14 protein-coding genes are annotated in these 16,963 nt (G+C 67.8%); 12 read left to right on the forward strand and 2 right to left on the reverse strand.

Annotated elements, in window-relative coordinates; translation table 11 throughout:
• The first annotated feature begins 22 nt into the window (after positions 1-22).
• From WS66_RS27710 to metH, 5 genes are all read left to right on the forward strand, one after another.
• The gene (locus tag WS66_RS27710; protein WP_059523979.1) at positions 23-898 is read left to right on the forward strand and encodes an IclR family transcriptional regulator; all 876 of its coding nucleotides are present in this window, start codon (positions 23-25) and stop codon (positions 896-898) included.
• A gap of 117 nt (positions 899-1,015) precedes the next feature.
• Positions 1,016-2,293 carry a DUF3108 domain-containing protein gene (locus WS66_RS27715; protein WP_059600020.1) on the forward strand — a complete coding sequence of 426 codons (1,278 nt, stop codon included), beginning with the start codon at positions 1,016-1,018 and terminating at the stop codon, positions 2,291-2,293.
• Positions 2,294-2,538: 245 nt separating this feature from the next.
• Entirely contained in the window at positions 2,539-2,796 is a 258-nt protein-coding gene (locus tag WS66_RS27725; RefSeq protein ID WP_006477667.1) for a BTH_I0359 family protein, read from the forward strand.
• Positions 2,797-2,973: 177 nt separating this feature from the next.
• Positions 2,974-4,041 carry a homocysteine S-methyltransferase family protein gene (locus tag WS66_RS27730; RefSeq protein ID WP_059600019.1) on the forward strand — a complete coding sequence of 356 codons (1,068 nt, stop codon included), beginning with the start codon at positions 2,974-2,976 and terminating at the stop codon, positions 4,039-4,041.
• A gap of 46 nt (positions 4,042-4,087) precedes the next feature.
• Complete coding sequence (gene metH / locus WS66_RS27735) at positions 4,088-6,805, forward strand: methionine synthase (protein ID WP_059600018.1); 2,718 nt, start codon at positions 4,088-4,090, stop codon at positions 6,803-6,805.
• 117 nt (positions 6,806-6,922) lie between these two features.
• On the opposite strand, the gene WS66_RS27740 is transcribed toward metH, so the two are convergent.
• Entirely contained in the window at positions 6,923-7,246 is a 324-nt protein-coding gene (locus WS66_RS27740; RefSeq protein ID WP_044846191.1) for a DUF1840 domain-containing protein, read from the reverse strand.
• A 201-nt stretch (positions 7,247-7,447) separates the two neighbouring features.
• On the opposite strand from WS66_RS27740, the gene argS reads away from it, so the two are divergent.
• The 7 genes from argS to WS66_RS27775 all read left to right on the forward strand — a co-directional run bounded on the left by argS (position 7,448) and on the right by WS66_RS27775 (position 15,696).
• Positions 7,448-9,229, forward strand: a complete 1,782-nt coding sequence (gene argS / locus WS66_RS27745; protein ID WP_059600017.1) for an arginine--tRNA ligase — start codon at positions 7,448-7,450, stop codon at positions 9,227-9,229.
• 89 nt (positions 9,230-9,318) lie between these two features.
• Entirely contained in the window at positions 9,319-10,218 is a 900-nt protein-coding gene (locus tag WS66_RS27750) for an SPOR domain-containing protein (RefSeq protein ID WP_059600016.1), read from the forward strand.
• Positions 10,219-10,287: 69 nt separating this feature from the next.
• On the forward strand, positions 10,288-10,929 hold the full coding sequence (locus WS66_RS27755) for a thiol:disulfide interchange protein DsbA/DsbL (protein WP_059523964.1): 642 nt from the start codon (positions 10,288-10,290) through the stop codon (positions 10,927-10,929).
• Positions 10,930-10,948: 19 nt separating this feature from the next.
• Positions 10,949-11,722 carry an SDR family oxidoreductase gene (locus WS66_RS27760; protein ID WP_044846187.1) on the forward strand — a complete coding sequence of 258 codons (774 nt, stop codon included), beginning with the start codon at positions 10,949-10,951 and terminating at the stop codon, positions 11,720-11,722.
• Between the two features lie 131 nt (positions 11,723-11,853).
• On the forward strand, positions 11,854-12,171 hold the full coding sequence (locus WS66_RS33820; protein ID WP_159086589.1) for a hypothetical protein: 318 nt from the start codon (positions 11,854-11,856) through the stop codon (positions 12,169-12,171).
• A 98-nt stretch (positions 12,172-12,269) separates the two neighbouring features.
• Entirely contained in the window at positions 12,270-13,865 is a 1,596-nt protein-coding gene (locus WS66_RS27770; RefSeq protein WP_059600014.1) for an ABC transporter substrate-binding protein, read from the forward strand.
• A gap of 190 nt (positions 13,866-14,055) precedes the next feature.
• Positions 14,056-15,696: an ABC-F family ATP-binding cassette domain-containing protein gene (locus tag WS66_RS27775; protein WP_059600013.1), complete on the forward strand. Its 1,641-nt coding sequence runs from the start codon at positions 14,056-14,058 to the stop codon at positions 15,694-15,696.
• Positions 15,697-15,712: 16 nt separating this feature from the next.
• Here WS66_RS27775 and WS66_RS27780 read toward each other — a convergent pair whose 3' ends face one another.
• Positions 15,713-16,792 carry an MBL fold metallo-hydrolase gene (locus WS66_RS27780; protein WP_059600012.1) on the reverse strand — a complete coding sequence of 360 codons (1,080 nt, stop codon included), beginning with the start codon at positions 16,790-16,792 and terminating at the stop codon, positions 15,713-15,715.
• Positions 16,793-16,963: the final 171 nt, after the last annotated feature.

The raw sequence follows: 16,963 nt of genomic DNA on the forward strand, positions 1-16,963 counted from the left end.
GCCTTGTCGCGCCCCGTTGCCCATGCCCGCCAGCCCGCTTCCCGACGACGATCTCGCCGATTCCGACACCGACGACACCGGCTCCGGCGAGCATGGCGAAGGCGGCGAGAAGGTCCGCTCCGGCATCCAGTCGATCGAGGTCGGCTTCCGCCTGCTCGACGTGCTGACGAGCGAGCCGCGCGCGATGATGCTGCGCGATCTCGCGCAGCGCGCGGGCATGAGCCCGGCGAAGGCGCACCGCTATCTGGTCAGCTTCTCGCGGCTCGGCGTCGTGTCGCAGGATCCCGTGTCGGGCCGCTACGAACTCGGCGGCTTCGCGCTGCAGATGGGGCTCGCGCGGCTCGCGCGCGTCGACGGCGTGAAGCTCGCGCGGATCGCGCTGACCGAGTTGCGCGACCGCGTCGACCAGACGGTCGGCATCGCGGTGTGGGGCAACCAGGGGCCGACGATCGTGCACTGGATGGAATCGAGCCATCCCGCGAAGGCGTCGCTGAAGCTTGGCGACGTGATGCCGCTGCTCGGCTCCGCGACGGGCCTGCTGTTCGCCGCGTACCTGCCGCGCAGCAAGACCGCGGCGATGCTCGAACGCGAGCTCGCCGACACGCGCCGCTCGCCGCATCACGGCGGCCCGCGCACGCTCGACGAGGTCGAGGCGGTGCTCGCCGACGTGCGCGCGCATCAGGCAGCACGCGTCGAAGGGATGCTGCTGCCAACGATCCATGCGTTCTGCATGCCGGTGTTCGATGCGGTCGGCGAACTCGCGCTCGCGATCGTCGCGCTCGGCCAGGAAGGCATGTTCGACATCGCGTGGGGCGGCGAGATGGACACCGCGCTGCGTGCATGCGCGCAGAAACTGTCTTACGAACTCGGCTATAGTCCGGACGCGCGCGACGCCTGACACGCGGGGCGTGTGACACCCGCGCGATGTACCGCGAACGCGCGGCGCACCCGGCGGTCCGATGGCTGTGACGCGCGATGCGCGCCGCGACCGCCCCAACCCTGTTCCGTTTCGCCGATGCCGCCTGCCGACACCCGTCCTCGTCACGCCCTGCCCCGCCACTGGCTGCGCGTGGGCGTCGCGCTCGTCGTCGTGCTGGTGCTGCACGCGCTCGCGGCGTTGTGGCTGGCGCGCAGCCGCGACGCGTTCACGCCGCCCGCGCCCGCCGAGTTACCGGTGCAGATCGAGCTGCTGAAGCCGCGGCCGATCGAGCGCCAGCCCGCGCCGAAGCCGGCAGAACGACCGGCCGAGCCAGCGCAGGCGAAGCCGGCCCCCGCCGCACCGAAATCTGCACCGAAGCCTGCACCGAAGCCCGCGCCGTCGCCCGAGCCGGTCCTCACGTCGACGCAAACGGCCGAGCAAGGCGAGCCGCCGGCCGCCGCCTCAGCCGCCTCAGCCGCCTCAGCCGCCTCAGCCGCGAGCGGCGCGGCAAGCGCATCCGGCACGCACCCGGCATCGGCCGGCGATGCCGGCAGTGCCGCGACGCCGGGCCCCGCGACGAGCGGCGTGAAGTTCGCGGCGCCGCCGCCCGGCGACCTGCAGTACGACACGTTCTACAACGGGATGCAGAACATGATCGGCACGATCCACTGGCGCACCGACGGCCGCACCTACGACCTGTCGGTGTCCATGCCCGTGCCGTTCGTCGGCCCGTTCACCTACCGCAGCGAAGGCCGCATCGACGCATTCGGCGTCGCGCCCGACCGCTATGTCGAGAAACGCGGCAAGCGGCCCGAGGACATCGCGATCTTCAACCGCGAAATCCGCCAGGTGGTCTTCACGCGCACGCCGAACAACGCGCCGCTGCCCGACGGCGTGCAGGATCGCTTCAGCATGCTGATGCAGCTGTCGGGGCTCGTGCGCGGCAATCCGTCCGCCTACCAGCCGGGCGTCACGCAGCAGTTCTTCGTGATCGACAACAACAACGGCGAGACCTGGCCGATCACGGTGATCGGCGACGAGGACGTGCAGACGCAGGCCGGCATCGTCCGCGCACGCCACTTCATGCGGCTGCCGCGCCGCGACGGCGACACGCGCCGCATCGACATGTGGCTCGCGCCGTCGCTCGACTGGCTGCCCGCGCGGCTCGTACAATCGGAGCCGAACGGCTCGCAGATCGAGCTGCTGTGGCACGGCCGGCTCGCCCCGCCCGGTGCGCCCGCCGATGGCGCGACGCGAGGCGCAACGAACGAAGACGCAACGAACGCGCCCGCCAGCGTGCCGGCCTCCGCCGCACCGGCCATGGAGCCGGCACAGCCCGCAGCGCCGCCGGCAGCGTCGCAGCCCGCGCCGTAACGATCGACCAATCGGCAATTTCGACCGATTAAAGCTCTCGCCAAAATGGCCGATGACACTCTTTAACAACTATTTCGGTGCACCGGATCACAATAAGAAACGTTTGATAGATATCGGCTTCTAACCCGATACACCCCACGCAAACGGGAGAACGGGGTGTGCAGCGCAAGCCCCTTGAAACCGGCAAGGTCTGCCCCACCTACGGGACAACAAGGCCAGATGCCACTGCGAAGAGGAGTGCCGCCATGCAAATGATCTACAACAGCCCCAACTACTGCGTCGTCGAATTTGCGCCGCAGGCCGGCCACCATCTGATGAATGCCGGCGGATACGAAATCGTCGACAAGAACGCGCAGCGCGAGATCTTCATCGACGGCGAGCTCGCCGAGCGATTCCGCGCACACGTGAAGCAACTGATCGAGGATGAACCGTCGCTCGACGAAGTGGACGAATTCCTCGGACAGTTCGACAGTCTGATGATGATGCCCGTCGTCCTGCACTGACGACCCGCGGCCCGGCGCATCGCCGGGCCATTCGCCGCTTTCGGGCGGCGCCGCGAGCACTCCGATCCAAGCCCCCGTCCGGTTCGCCGGGCGGGGGTTTTCATTTGGGGCGGGCCGGGCGGCGCCCTGGCGCACCGGCTACAATGACGGTTTTCCCGTCTTCGCCGCTCTTCCGCCATGTCCGCGACCCCTCTCGCCGCTTCCGCCCCGCTCGACGCGCCCTACACGCGCGGCGCCGACCTGCCCGCGCTGCTGAAATCGCGCATCCTGATCCTCGACGGCGCAATGGGCACGATGATCCAGCGCTACAAGCTCGACGAGGCCGCGTATCGCGGCGAGCGTTTCAAGGATTTCCCGCGCGACATCAAGGGCAACAACGAACTGCTGTCGCTCACGCAGCCGCAGATCATCAGCGAGATCCACGACCAGTATTTCGCGGCCGGCGCGGACATCGTCGAAACCAACACGTTCGGCGCGACGACGGTCGCGCAGGCCGACTACGGGATGGAAGACCTCGTCGTCGAGATGAATGTCGAATCGGCGCGGCTCGCGCGCGAATCCGCCGCCCGCTACGCCACGCCCGACAAGCCGCGCTTCGTTGCCGGCGCGATCGGGCCGACGCCGAAGACGGCGAGCATCTCGCCGGACGTCAACGACCCGGGCGCGCGCAACGTCACGTTCGACGAGCTGCGCGACGCGTATTACCAGCAGGCGAAGGCGCTGCTCGACGGCGGCGTCGACCTGTTCCTCGTCGAGACGATCTTCGACACGCTGAACGCAAAGGCCGCGCTCTTCGCGCTCGACGAACTGTTCGAGAACACCGGCGAGCGCCTGCCGATCATGATCTCGGGCACCGTGACCGACGCGTCGGGCCGCATCCTGTCGGGCCAGACGGTCGAGGCATTCTGGAATTCGCTGCGTCACGCGAAGCCGCTCACGTTCGGCCTGAACTGCGCGCTCGGCGCGGCGCTGATGCGCCCGTACATCGCCGAGCTCGCGAAGCTGTGCGACACCTACGTGTCGTGCTACCCGAACGCGGGCCTGCCGAACCCGATGAGCGACACCGGCTTCGACGAAACGCCGGACGTGACGTCGGGCCTCCTGAAGGAATTCGCGCAGGCCGGGCTCGTGAACCTCGCGGGCGGCTGCTGCGGCACGACGCCCGAGCACATCGCCGAGATCGCGAAGGCGCTCGCCGACGTGAAACCGCGCCGCTGGCCGAGCCAGTACAGCGACGCCGCCTGACCGACCGCCCCAACGCCCGCCCTACATCACACGAATTCGCACCGCCATGACCGATCACATGATGCGCCTTGCCGGCCTCGAGCCGTTCAACGTCACGTCCGGGACGCTCTTCATCAACGTCGGTGAACGCACCAACGTCACCGGCTCGAAGGCATTCGCGCGGATGATCCTCAACGGCCAGTTCGACGAGGCGCTCGCCGTCGCGCGCCAGCAGGTCGAGAACGGCGCGCAGGTGATCGACATCAACATGGACGAGGCGATGCTCGATTCGAAGGCGGCGATGGTGCGCTTCCTGAACCTGATCGCATCCGAGCCGGACATCGCGCGCGTGCCGATCATGATCGACTCGTCGAAGTGGGAAGTCATCGAAGCGGGCCTCAAGTGCGTGCAGGGCAAGGCGATCGTGAACTCGATCTCGCTGAAGGAAGGCGAGGAAGCGTTCCGTCACCACGCGAACCTGATCCGCCGCTACGGCGCGGCCGCGGTCGTGATGGCGTTCGACGAGAAGGGCCAGGCCGATACGTACGAGCGCAAGACCGAGATCTGCAAGCGCTCGTACGACTTCCTCGTGAACGAAGTCGGCTTCCCGCCGGAAGACATCATCTTCGACCCGAACATCTTCGCGGTCGCGACCGGCATCGAGGAGCACAACAACTACGCGGTCGACTTCATCGAGGCGACCCGCTGGATCAAGCAGAACCTGCCGTACGCGAAGGTGAGCGGCGGCGTGTCGAACGTGTCGTTCTCGTTCCGCGGCAACGACCCGGTGCGCGAGGCGATCCACACCGTGTTCCTGTACCACGCGATCCAGGCGGGCATGGACATGGGCATCGTGAACGCGGGCCAGCTCGGCGTGTACGCCGATCTCGACCCGGAGCTGCGCGAACGCGTCGAGGACGTGATCCTGAACCGCCGCGCGGATTCCACCGACCGCCTGCTCGAGATCGCCGACAAGTTCAAGGCCGGCGGCGCGAAGAAGGAAGAGAACCTCGAGTGGCGCAACCAGCCGGTCGAGAAACGGCTCTCGCATGCGCTCGTGCACGGCATCACGACCTTCATCGTCGAGGATACCGAGGAAGTGCGCGCGAAGATCGACGCGGCGGGCGGTCGCCCGATCAACGTGATCGAAGGCCCGCTGATGGACGGGATGAACATCGTCGGCGACCTGTTCGGCCAGGGCAAGATGTTCCTGCCGCAGGTCGTGAAGTCGGCGCGCGTGATGAAGCAGGCCGTCGCGCACCTGATCCCGTTCATCGAGGAAGAAAAACGCCTGCTCGCGGAAGCCGGCGGCGACGTGCGCGCGAAGGGCAAGATCGTCATCGCGACCGTGAAGGGCGACGTGCACGACATCGGCAAGAACATCGTGTCGGTCGTGCTCCAGTGCAACAACTTCGAAGTGGTCAACATGGGCGTGATGGTCCCGTGCAACGAGATCCTCGCGAAGGCGAAGGTCGAGGGCGCGGACATCATCGGGCTGTCGGGCCTCATCACGCCGAGCCTCGAGGAAATGGCGTACGTCGCGTCCGAAATGCAGCGCGACGACTACTTCCGCGTGAAGAAGATTCCGCTCCTGATCGGCGGCGCGACGACCTCGCGCGTGCACACGGCCGTGAAGATCGCGCCGCACTACGAAGGCCCGGTCGTCTACGTGCCGGACGCCTCGCGCTCGGTGTCGGTCGCGTCGAATCTGCTGTCGGACGAAGGCGCGGCGAAGTACCTCGACGAGCTGAAATCCGATTACGAACGGATCCGCGACCAGCACGCGAACCGCAAGGCGCAGCCGATGGTCACGCTCGCCGAGGCGCGCGCGAACAAGACGAAGGTCGACTGGGCAGGCTACCAGCCCGTGAAGCCGAAATTCATCGGCCGGCGCGTGTTCAAGAACTACGACCTGAACGAGCTCGCGAACTACATCGACTGGGGCCCGTTCTTCCAGACCTGGGATCTCGCGGGCCCGTACCCGGCGATCCTGAACGACGAGATCGTCGGCGAATCGGCGCGGCGCGTGTTCTCCGACGCGAAGTCGATGCTCGCGCGCCTGATCCAGGGCCGCTGGCTGACCGCGAACGGCGTGATCTCGCTGCTGCCCGCGAACACGGTCAACGACGACGACATCGAGATCTACACCGACGACTCGCGCTCGGAAGTGCTGATGACGTGGCGCAACCTGCGCCAGCAGAGCGTGCGTCCGGTGGTCGACGGCGTGATGCGCCCGAACCGCTCGCTCGCCGACTTCATCGCGCCGAAGGAATCGGGTGTCGCCGACTACATCGGGATGTTCGCGGTGACGGCCGGGCTCGGCGTCGACGTGAAGGAAAAGCAGTTCGAAGCCGACCACGACGACTACAGCGCGATCATGCTGAAGGCGCTCGCGGACCGCTTCGCGGAAGCGTTCGCCGAGGCGATGCACGCGCGCGTGCGCCGCGAGCTGTGGGGCTACGCGAGCGGCGAGACGCTCGACAACGATGCGCTGATCGCCGAAAAGTACGCGGGCATCCGCCCGGCGCCCGGCTACCCGGCCTGCCCCGACCACCTCGTGAAGCGCGACATGTTCGACGCGCTGCAGGCGAACGAGATCGGCATGAGCGTGACCGATTCGCTGGCGATGCTGCCGGCGGCCAGCGTGTCGGGTTTCTACCTCGCGCACCCCGACAGCACGTATTTCTCGGTCGGGAAAATCGGTCAGGATCAGCTCGAGGACTACGCGCGACGCATGGCGCTGTCGCTCGACGATGCGCGCCGCGCGCTCGCGCCGCAGCTCTGATCGATGCGCGACCGGGGCGGCCTCGCCGCCTTTTGATCAGACAAATAAAAAGCCCGCATCGAGCGGGCTTTTTCTTGCCGGACCCATCTTGCGGCCGGCGTCGCCGGACAACGAGGCTCAGAAGCCCCAGTGCACGTCGGCCTGGCCGGCCTTCGCTTCGCGCAGCATCGTGAGGAACGGTGCCACGCGCTGCGCCAGGCTCGGCGGCACTTCGTGGTGCGCGTGGTCGTCTTCGTCCTCGTGGAAATGGCCGGCGTGCTCGGCGCGCTCCTGCTTCGCCTGCGCGACCGCACCTTCCAGCTTCGCAATCGCGTGGTCCAGTTCGTCGTGCGTAATGACACCGCGTTCGCCCAGCTGCTTGCCGACGAGGCCCAGCACGTACACGGCGAAATCCTTCAGCACGTCGAGATCCTGTGCCGCCTTGCTCTTGAACGTAATCATGACAATTCCCTTTTCATCTTGTTGTGCCTGCGCGGCGCAGTTGGGGGGACGCCGGCAGACCGGCGTCCGGCCTCGCGGACGCGGGGCGCCTGAGCGGCATATTAGCACCTGTTAAAATTCTGCGATCCCTGAAACGCGCGCTTAAAAAGCGCGCCGGCCGGCCGGCGTTTCCGGCCGCCACCAACGAAGCCTTCTACCAGCATGCTGCCAGCACACAAACAGACCCTCGAAGCCCTGCTCGCGGATAGCGTCACGCAGGTCGCACACGCGCTGAAAGGCGCCGACGCGGCATTCGTCACCCCGGCCATCACGCTGGAGCGCCCGAAGGTCGCCGCGCACGGCGACGTCGCGTGCAACGTCGCCATGCAGCTCGCCAAGCCGCTCGGCACGAACCCGCGCCAGCTCGCCGAGAAGATCGTCGCCGCCCTCACGGCCCAGCCGACCGCGCAAGGGCTCGTCGACGCAGCCGAAATCGCCGGCCCCGGCTTCATCAACCTGCGCCTGACGGCCGCCGCGAAACAGGCGGTGATCGCCGCCGTGTTCGACCAGGGCCGCGCGTTCGGCACGTCGGATCGCGAAAAGGGCAAGCAGGTGCTGCTCGAGTTCGTGTCGGCCAACCCGACCGGCCCGCTGCACGTCGGCCACGGCCGCCAGGCAGCGCTCGGCGACGTGCTCGCGAACGTGATCGCAAGCCAGGGCTACGCGGTGCACCGCGAGTTCTACTACAACGACGCCGGCGTGCAGATCGGCAACCTCGCGATCTCGACGCAGGCGCGCGCGCGCGGCCTGAAGCCGGGCGACGCGGGCTGGCCGGAAGCCGCGTACAACGGCGAATACATCGCCGACATCGCACGCGACTACCTGAACCGCGAGACGGTGGCCGCGAAGGACGGCGAGCCGGTCACCGGCGCCGGCGACATCGACGATCTCGACGCGATCCGCAAGTTCGCGGTCGCGTACCTGCGTCACGAGCAGGACATGGACCTGCAGGCGTTCGGCGTGAAATTCGACCAGTACTACCTCGAGTCGTCGCTGTACAGCGAAGGCCGGGTCGAGAAGACGGTCGACGCGCTGGTCAAGGCCGGCATGACCTACGAGCAGGACGGCGCGCTGTGGCTGCGCACGACCGACGAAGGCGACGACAAGGACCGCGTGATGCGCAAGTCGGACGGCACGTATACGTACTTCGTGCCGGACGTCGCGTACCACGTGACGAAATGGGAGCGCGGCTTCACGAAGGTGATCAACATCCAGGGCTCGGACCACCACGGCACGATCGCGCGCGTGCGCGCGGGCCTGCAAGGCCTGCACGTCGGCATCCCGAAGGGCTACCCCGACTACGTGCTGCACAAGATGGTCACCGTGATGCGCGACGGCCAGGAAGTGAAGCTGTCGAAGCGCGCGGGCAGCTACGTGACGGTCCGTGACCTGATCGAATGGTCGGGCGGCGCGGCGCCGGGCCAGGAAGCGGCACCCGACCTGATCGACGAGGCGACCATCACGCGCGGTCGCGACGCGGTCCGTTTCTTCCTGATCTCCCGCAAGGCCGACACCGAATTCGTGTTCGACATCGACCTCGCGCTGAAACAGAACGACGAGAACCCGGTCTATTACGTCCAGTACGCGCATGCGCGGATCTGCTCGGTGCTCAACGAACTGAAGTCGCGCTACAACGTCGAGGCGGCGCAACTGCCGGGCGCCGACCTGTCGCAGCTCACGAGCCCGCAGGCCGTGTCGCTGATGCAGAAGCTCGCCGAGTATCCGGACATGCTCACGCACGCGGCGAACGAACTGGCGCCGCACGCGGTCGCGTTTTATCTGCGCGATCTCGCTGGTGAATTCCACTCGTTCTACAATGCGGAGCGCGTGCTCGTCGACGACGAAGCGCCGCGCAACGCGCGCGCCGCGCTCCTCGCCGCGACCCGGCAGGTGCTCGAGAATGGTCTGGCGGTACTCGGCGTGTCTGCGCCCGCCAAGATGTAACGATGCAAGCGGCCCGAACCGGGCAGCGAATGGCCGCGGCAGCGCCCGCCGCGACCTTTTCACGATTCTTTTTGCAGGTGACTCAAGCAATGGCACAACCACGCCGAACTTCGAAGCAATCGAAACAAGCCGGAGGGACATTTCTTGGAATCGTGCTGGGCCTGATCGTCGGCCTCGCGATCGCGGTGGTGGTGGCGCTCTACATCACGCGTTCGCCGTCGCCGTTCGTGTCGAAGGTCGCGCCGCCGCCCGCCGACAACGGCGCGAGCCAGCCGCAGCAGTTCGACCCGAACCGCGCGCTGCAGGGCAAGACACCCGGCCAGCCGGTGCCGCAGGCCGCGCAGTCCGCGCCGCCCAATACCGCGCCCGGCCAGGCCGCGAACCAGACCCAGGGCGGCCTGCTGCCCGAGCCGCAGATCGTCGAAGTGCCGCCGTCGGGCGACACGAACGGCACGACCGGCTCGAGCAACACCACCGCGTCGAACAATGCGTCTTCGGGCAACGGCGTCGCCGTCGCGCCGAAGCCGGCCGACAACACGCCGCCGCCGAAGAAGACGCAGCAGGCGCAGCAACACCCACAACAGCAGCAAGGCGGCGAGGACGATCTCGCGCGCTTCGCCGCGCAGAAGCAGGCGCAGCAGGCCGCCGCGCAGAAACAGCAGCAACAGCAACTGGCCGCGAACACGCCGAAGCCGACCTCGTCGGCCACGGCCGCCGCGGCAGCGAAGCCGCCGACCGCGAACGACGCGAACACCGGCTACTTCCTGCAGGTCGGCGCGTACAAGACGGAAGGCGACGCCGAGCAGCAGCGCGCGCGCCTGGGCTTCCAGGGCTTCGAGTCGAAGGTGTCGAAGCGCGATGTCAGCGGCGTGACCTATTTCCGCGTGCGCGTCGGCCCGTTCTCGAAATTCGAGGATATGAACTCGGCCCGTCAGCGCCTGTCCGATGCAGGTGTCGACACGGCGGTGATCCGTTTCACGAAGCAGTAAGCAACCGGCCGCGCCCACGCAGAACCCGTTACGTTTCGTAACCCGAGCAACTGATTCGACGTCTACAACATGAAAAAACTGCTTAGCACGCTCCTTCTGTCCCTGGGCCTCGCCGCTGCAGGCTTCGCCCAGGCAACGCCTGCCGCACCGGTGTCCGGCAAGGACTTCGAGGTGATGAAGTCGCCGCAGCCGGTGTCCGCGCCGGCCGGCAAGGTCGAGGTCATCGAGTTCTTCTGGTACGGCTGCCCGCACTGCTACGAATTCGAGCCGACGATCGAGGCCTGGGTGAAGAAGCAGGGCAACAACATCGACTTCAAGCGCGTGCCGGTCGCCTTCCGCGACGATTTCGTCCCGCACTCGAAGCTGTTCTACGCGGTGTCGGCGCTCGGCATCTCGGAGAAGGTCACGCCGGCGATCTTCAACGCGATCCACAAGCAGAAGAACTACCTGCTCACGCCGCAGGCGCAAGCCGACTTCCTGGCGACGCAAGGCGTCGACAAGAAGCAGTTCATGGACGCGTACAACTCGTTCAGCGTGCAGGGCCAGGTGAAGCAGTCGGCCGAGCTGCTGAAGAACTACGCGATCGACGGCGTGCCGACGGTCATCGTCCAGGGCAAGTACAAGACGGGCCCGGCTTACACGAACAGCATCCCGGGCACCGCGCAGGTGCTCGATTACCTCGTGAAGCAGGTTCAGGACAAGAAACTCTGATCCCCGCCCGCGCGCCGGCATGACTACTCCGCTGAAGGTCTTCATCACCGGCGCGTCGAGCGGCCTCGGCCTCGCGATGGCCGAGGAATACGCCCGCCAGGGCGCCACGCTCGCACTCGTCGCGCGCCGCACCGATGCCCTCGATGCGTTCGCGCGACGCTTTCCCAAGCTGTCCGTCTCCGTCTATTCCGCCGACGTGCGCGACGCCGATGCGCTCGCCACGGCCGCCGCGTCGTTCATCGCCGCGCACGGCTGCCCCGACGTCGTGATCGCGAACGCGGGCATCAGCCAGGGCGCCGTCACCGGACAAGGCGATCTCGCCACGTTCCGCAACGTCATGGACATCAATTACTACGGGATGGTCGCGACGTTCGAGCCGTTCGTCGGCCCGATGACGGCCGCGCGCCACGGCACGCTGGTGGGCGTCGCGAGCGTCGCCGGCGTGCGCGGCCTGCCCGGTTCCGGCGCGTACAGCGCGTCCAAATCGGCCGCGATCAAGTATCTCGAGGCGCTGCGCGTCGAGTTGCGCCCGGCCGGCGTCGGCGTCGTGACGATCGCGCCCGGCTACATCCGCACGCCGATGACCGCGCACAACCCGTACCGGATGCCGTTCCTGATGGACGCCGACCGCTTCGCGGCCCGCGCCGCACGCGCGATCGCTCGGCAGCACGCGTTCCGCGTGATTCCATGGCAGATGGGCGTCGTCGCGAAGGTGCTGCACGTGCTGCCGCGCTGGCTTTACGACCGTCTGTTCGAAAAGGCGCCGCGCAAGCCGAAGGCCGGCGCGCACTGAGCGCATCGAGGGCATCGGGGGCATCGGGCGTCTGGCGCGCCGTTCATGCCGGACCGGTGCAGCGCCACGGTTCGGTGCCAACGCAGCGCGCGCCACTTCCTCCTGTCGGCCGTACCACGCGTCGCACGCCGGTGCCGCGCTTCTTCCGCTTCTTCCGCTTCTTCCGCTTCTTCCGCTTCTTCCGCTTCTTCCGCTTCTTCCGCTTCTTCCGCTTCTTCCGCTTCTTCCGCTTCTTCCGCTTCTTCCGCTTCCGTCGCTCCAACAGATTCGCGCCGACCCGCTTCGATTCGCAGTCTCCGCGCAACAGTCTCGCCCGCCCGCCGTTCGCCGCCGCACCTGCCTTGCCCCCGCCGCTGCGCCGCCCCAACACGCATTCCGTCGCCAACGCAGCCGTTTTTCGCTCAACTCACCGCGTTCCGGCGCCTTTTTTCACGCGCGGCACGCTTTGACGGTATGCTATCCGCCAGCCGCGCCGGCCCCGCCCGCTTCCGGGCCGCGCCCGCATTCCGACACCCGGCAAAAAATCACAAGTCACGTGGGAGATCCTATGCAGGTCAAGCTGTTCGCCGCGGCCACGCTCGCCGCCGCCCTCGCCGCCCCCGGCCTCGCCGCCGCCAAGCCGCTCACCGTCTGCACGGAGTCGAGCCCGGACGGCTTCGACGTCGTGCAGTACAACTCGCTCGTCACGACCAACGCATCGGCCGACGTGATCTTCAACACGCTCGTGTCGTACGACGAAGCCGCGAAGAAAGTCGTACCCGCGCTCGCCGACAAATGGGAAGCGAGCGCCGACGGCCTGACGTACACGTTCCACCTGCGCCCCAACGTCGCGTTCCAGACCACCGACTACTTCAAGCCGGGCCGCACGCTCAATGCGGACGACGTCGTGTTCACGTTCTCGCGGATGCTCGACGATACGAATCCGTGGCACAAGGTGGCCGGCGCGAGCGGCTTCCCGCACGCGCAGTCGATGGGCCTCGTGAAACTCGTGAAGTCGGTCACGAAGGTCGACGACAGCACGGTGAAGTTCGTGCTGAACGAGCCGAATGCGACGTTCGTGCCGATCCTGACGATGGGCTTCGCGTCGATCTACTCGGCCGAATACGCGGACCAGCTGCTGAAGGCCGGCAAGCAGGCCGACCTGAATGCGAAGCCGGTCGGCACCGGCCCGTTCGTGCTCAAGAGCTACACGAAGGATGCGCTGATCCGCTACGACGTGAACCCGGCCTACTGGGGCACGAAGCCGAAGGTCGACCGGCTGATCTACGCGATCACGCCCGACGCGTCGGTGCGCATGCAGAAGGTGAAGGCCGGCGAATGCCAGATCGCGCTGTCGCCGAAGCCGCAGGACGTGCTCGCGGCGAAGGGCGAAAGCGCGCTGACGGTCGTGCAGACGCCCGCGTTCATGACCGCGTTCGTCGCGCTGAACACGCAGAAGAAGCCGCTCGACAACGACAAGGTGCGCGAGGCGCTGAACCTCGCGTTCGACCGCGCGACCTATCTGAAGGTGGTGTTCGACAACACCGCGACGGCCGCGAACAACCCGTATCCGCCGAACACGTGGAGCTACGCGAAGGACATCGCGCCGTATGCGTACGATCCCGCGAAGGCGAAGCAGTTGCTCGCGCAGGCCGGCTTCCCGAACGGCTTTTCGACGACGATCTGGACGCGCCCGACGGGCAGCGTGCTGAACCCGAACCCGAAGGCCGGCGCGGAACTGCTGCAGGCCGACCTCGCGAAGATCGGTGTGAAGGCCGAAGTCAAGGTGATCGAATGGGGCGAGCTCATCAAGCAGGCGAAGCTCGGCCAGCATGACATGCTGTTCATGGGCTGGGCCGGCGACAACGGCGATCCGGACAACTACCTGTCGCCGCTGTTCAGTTGCAACGCGGTGAAGTCGGGCATCAACTTCGCACGCTTTTGCGACGCGCAGCTCGACAAGCTGATCGCCGACGGCAAGTCGACCGCCGATCAGGCCAAGCGTGCGAAGCTGTACGAATCCGCGCAGAAGATCATCCACGACCAGGCGCTGTGGATTCCGCTCGGCTACCCGACCGCGGCCGCGCTCACGCGCGCGAACGTGAGCGGCTATCGCGTGAGCCCGTTCGGCCGCCAGAACTTCGCTGCGGTCGCGGTGCAGTAACCGCGCGTGGCGCGCAAGCGACGGCATGCTCGCCCGTCGCTTGCGGCGCGCGCGCCGCGCTTGCTACACTGCGCGCTCATTCCTCATACCGGACGCCAGCCGAAGTGAACAACTAAGCCTTCCCAAAAATGTTTTCGCCGCCGTGCCACGCACGCCGCGCGAAGGGTTTCACGCATTTTCGGAGGTGCTTATGGCTGCTGCCACGCCGACCGGCGCGCTCGTCGCGCTTCATCACGTTTCCATCCGCTTCGACGACGGCGTCACGCTGTTCGACTCGCTCGACCTGTCCATCGATCGCACGCCGACGGGCATCGTCGGCCGCAACGGCGCCGGCAAGAGCCTGCTCGCGCAACTGATCGCGGGCCGGCGCGCGCCGAGCGCGGGCACGATCGACCGGCAGACGCCGGTCGTCTACGTCGCGCAGCAGCACGACGACGCGCCGGCCGGCACGCGGACCGTCGCGGAAATCGCCGCGCTGGATGGGCCGCTCGCGGCCCTGGCGCGCCTCGCCGACGGCCGCGCGCACGCGCACGACTTCGACCTGATCGGCGATCGCTGGGACCTCGCCGAGCGGCTGCGCGCGGCGCTCGACGCAGCCGGCCTGCACGACGTGCGCGCCGACACGCCGGCGCACGCGCTGAGCGGTGGCCAGCTCGCGCGCGTCGCGCTGATCGGCGCCCTGCTGTCGGAAGCCGGGCTGCTGGTGCTCGACGAACCGACCAACCACCTCGATGCGCCGGGCCGTGCGTGGCTGCGCGCGGCGCTCGACGGCTGGCGCGGCGGTGTCGTCGTCGTCAGCCATGACCGCGCGTTGCTCGCGCACGTGCAGCGCATCGTCGAACTGACGCCGCACGGCGTGCGCACGTATGGCGGCAACTACGCGCTGTACCGCGCGCAGCGCGACGCGGAGCACGATGCCGCGCAGGCCGCGCTCGAGCATGCGCGCACCGAGCGCGGACGCGCGCGGCGTCGGCTCGAACAGGAACACGACACGATCCAGCGTCATGCGGCCGGCTCGCTGCGCGATGCGAAGACGGCCAACCTGTCGTCGATGGCAAAACAGAGCCGCAAGGGAGCGGCACGCAGCATCATGGGGACGGTCCGCCGTCACCAGAGCGAATTCAAGGCGACGCTCGATGCGCGCGTGCAGGAAGCAGCCGCGCGCGTCGCAGCCGACGCGCCGGTGCTCGTATCGCTGCCGGGCACCGAGGTGAGCGCGCGCCGCCATCTGTTCGCGCTCGAGCGCGCGCAATTGCCGTGGCGCACCGCGGGCCGCACGGACGCGATCACCTGGTCGGCCAGCGGCCCCGTGCGCATCGCGCTGACGGGCCCGAACGGCTGCGGAAAATCGACGCTGCTGCGCATGCTCGCCGGCGAACTCGCTCCGCGCGCCGGGACCTGCACGACGCACGTGAGCGCTGCGTATCTCGACCAGCGGCTCGCGCTGCTCGATCCTGAACGCTCGATCGTCGAGCAGTTGGGACTCCTCGATACGCCGCTCTCCGAAGGCGAACTGCGCAGCCGGCTCGCGCTGCTGCAGCTCGATGCCGCGCGCGCGACGCAGCCGGTGCACCGCCTGAGCGGCGGCGAACGGCTGAAGGCCGCGCTCGCATGCGCGCTGTGGCGCGGCACGCCCGCGCAGCTGCTGCTGCTCGACGAGCCGACCAATCACCTCGATCTGGAATCGGTGCGCGCGATCGAAGCCGCGCTGGCCGGCTTCCCCGGCGCGATCGTGGTCGCGTCGCACGACGCCGCGTTTCTCGCGGCGCTCGCACCGACGCACACGATGCAATGGCAGCGCGACGGGTGGCGTTACGAACCCGTCGCGTGACGGTGACGATGCGCGCTCAGCGCGCGGTACGGAAACGCAGCACGCCGTCGTCACCCTGCTCGCGCACGAGTTCGCCCGCGAGCCACAGCAGGTTCAGGTGGGCGAGCGCCTCGCCGAGCGCGAACGTCATCTGGTGGATGTCGAGCTCGCGGCGGCGGAACATGATCGGCACGATGTCGGCCGCGCTCGCCGGCTTCTCCGCGCAGGCGACGCGCACTTCGTCGAGCCGCGCGTCGTGGTGCGCGCGCAGTTGCGCGATGCGCGTGCGCACGCCGCGGAACGGCTTGCCGTGCGACGGCAGCACGAGCGTGTCGGGCGCCATCGTCTCGTAGCGGCCGAGCGATTCCAGGTACAGCGCGAGCGGGTTCGCTTCCGGTTCGAGATCGAACACGGACACGTTGGTCGAGATGCGCGGCAGCACCATGTCGCCGGAAATCAGCACGCCGTCCGCTTCGCTGTGGAGCGCGCAATGTTCAGGCGAATGACCGTAGCCGGTAACGACCCGCCACGTGCGCGCGCCGATCTTCACCGCGTCGCCTTCGCGCAGGCGCCGGTAGCGCGGCGGCACGGCCGGCACGAGGTCCGAGTAGTAGCTGCGGCGGCTGCGCAGCTTCTCGAGCGCGACCGGGTCGGTCAGGCCGTGGCGCGCGAAATGATCGGCCGCGGCCGCGCCGCCGGCGTTCGAACCGTTGCCGGCCGCCATCAGGCAGCCGAACATGTATTCGCCGAGCGTCATCCACAGCCGCACGTTCCAGCGGCCCTTGTCGCCGCCTTCGCAGAGCCAGTTCGCGAGGCCGAAGTGATCGGGATGGCAATGCGTGACGAGCACGCGCAGCACCGGCAGCCCGTCGAGATGCGTGTCGAAAATCTGTTCCCAGTGCGTACGGATCGCGTCCGACGAGATCCCGCAGTCGACGATCGTCCAGCCGGCCTGTCCGTCGATCTCGTCGCGCAGCAGCCAGAGGTTGATGTGATCCAGCGAAAACGGCAGCGGCATGCGCAGCCAGCGCACGCCGGGCGCGACCTCGAACGTGTCGCCCGCGGCGGGCAGCGTGTCGGCGAAGGGATAGTCGAGTTGGTGTTCCAGTGCGTTCATCGGTGGGGCGTCTCGTCGTTATCAGGGCAGGCAAGTGCGAATGCGGGGCAGGCGCGCGCGGGCTGCAGGCCGCGCGGGGATCGCGTCGATTCTATCGCCGTCGCGCGAAACGCGCGCCCGCGCCGGCGCCGTACGGGCAAAAAAAGTTCGTGCCAGAATCAATTCCGTACC

Origin of the sequence: Burkholderia sp. LA-2-3-30-S1-D2 (genome assembly GCF_001523915.2) — a bacterium.
Classification (GTDB): Bacteria; Pseudomonadota; Gammaproteobacteria; order Burkholderiales; family Burkholderiaceae; genus Burkholderia; species Burkholderia diffusa.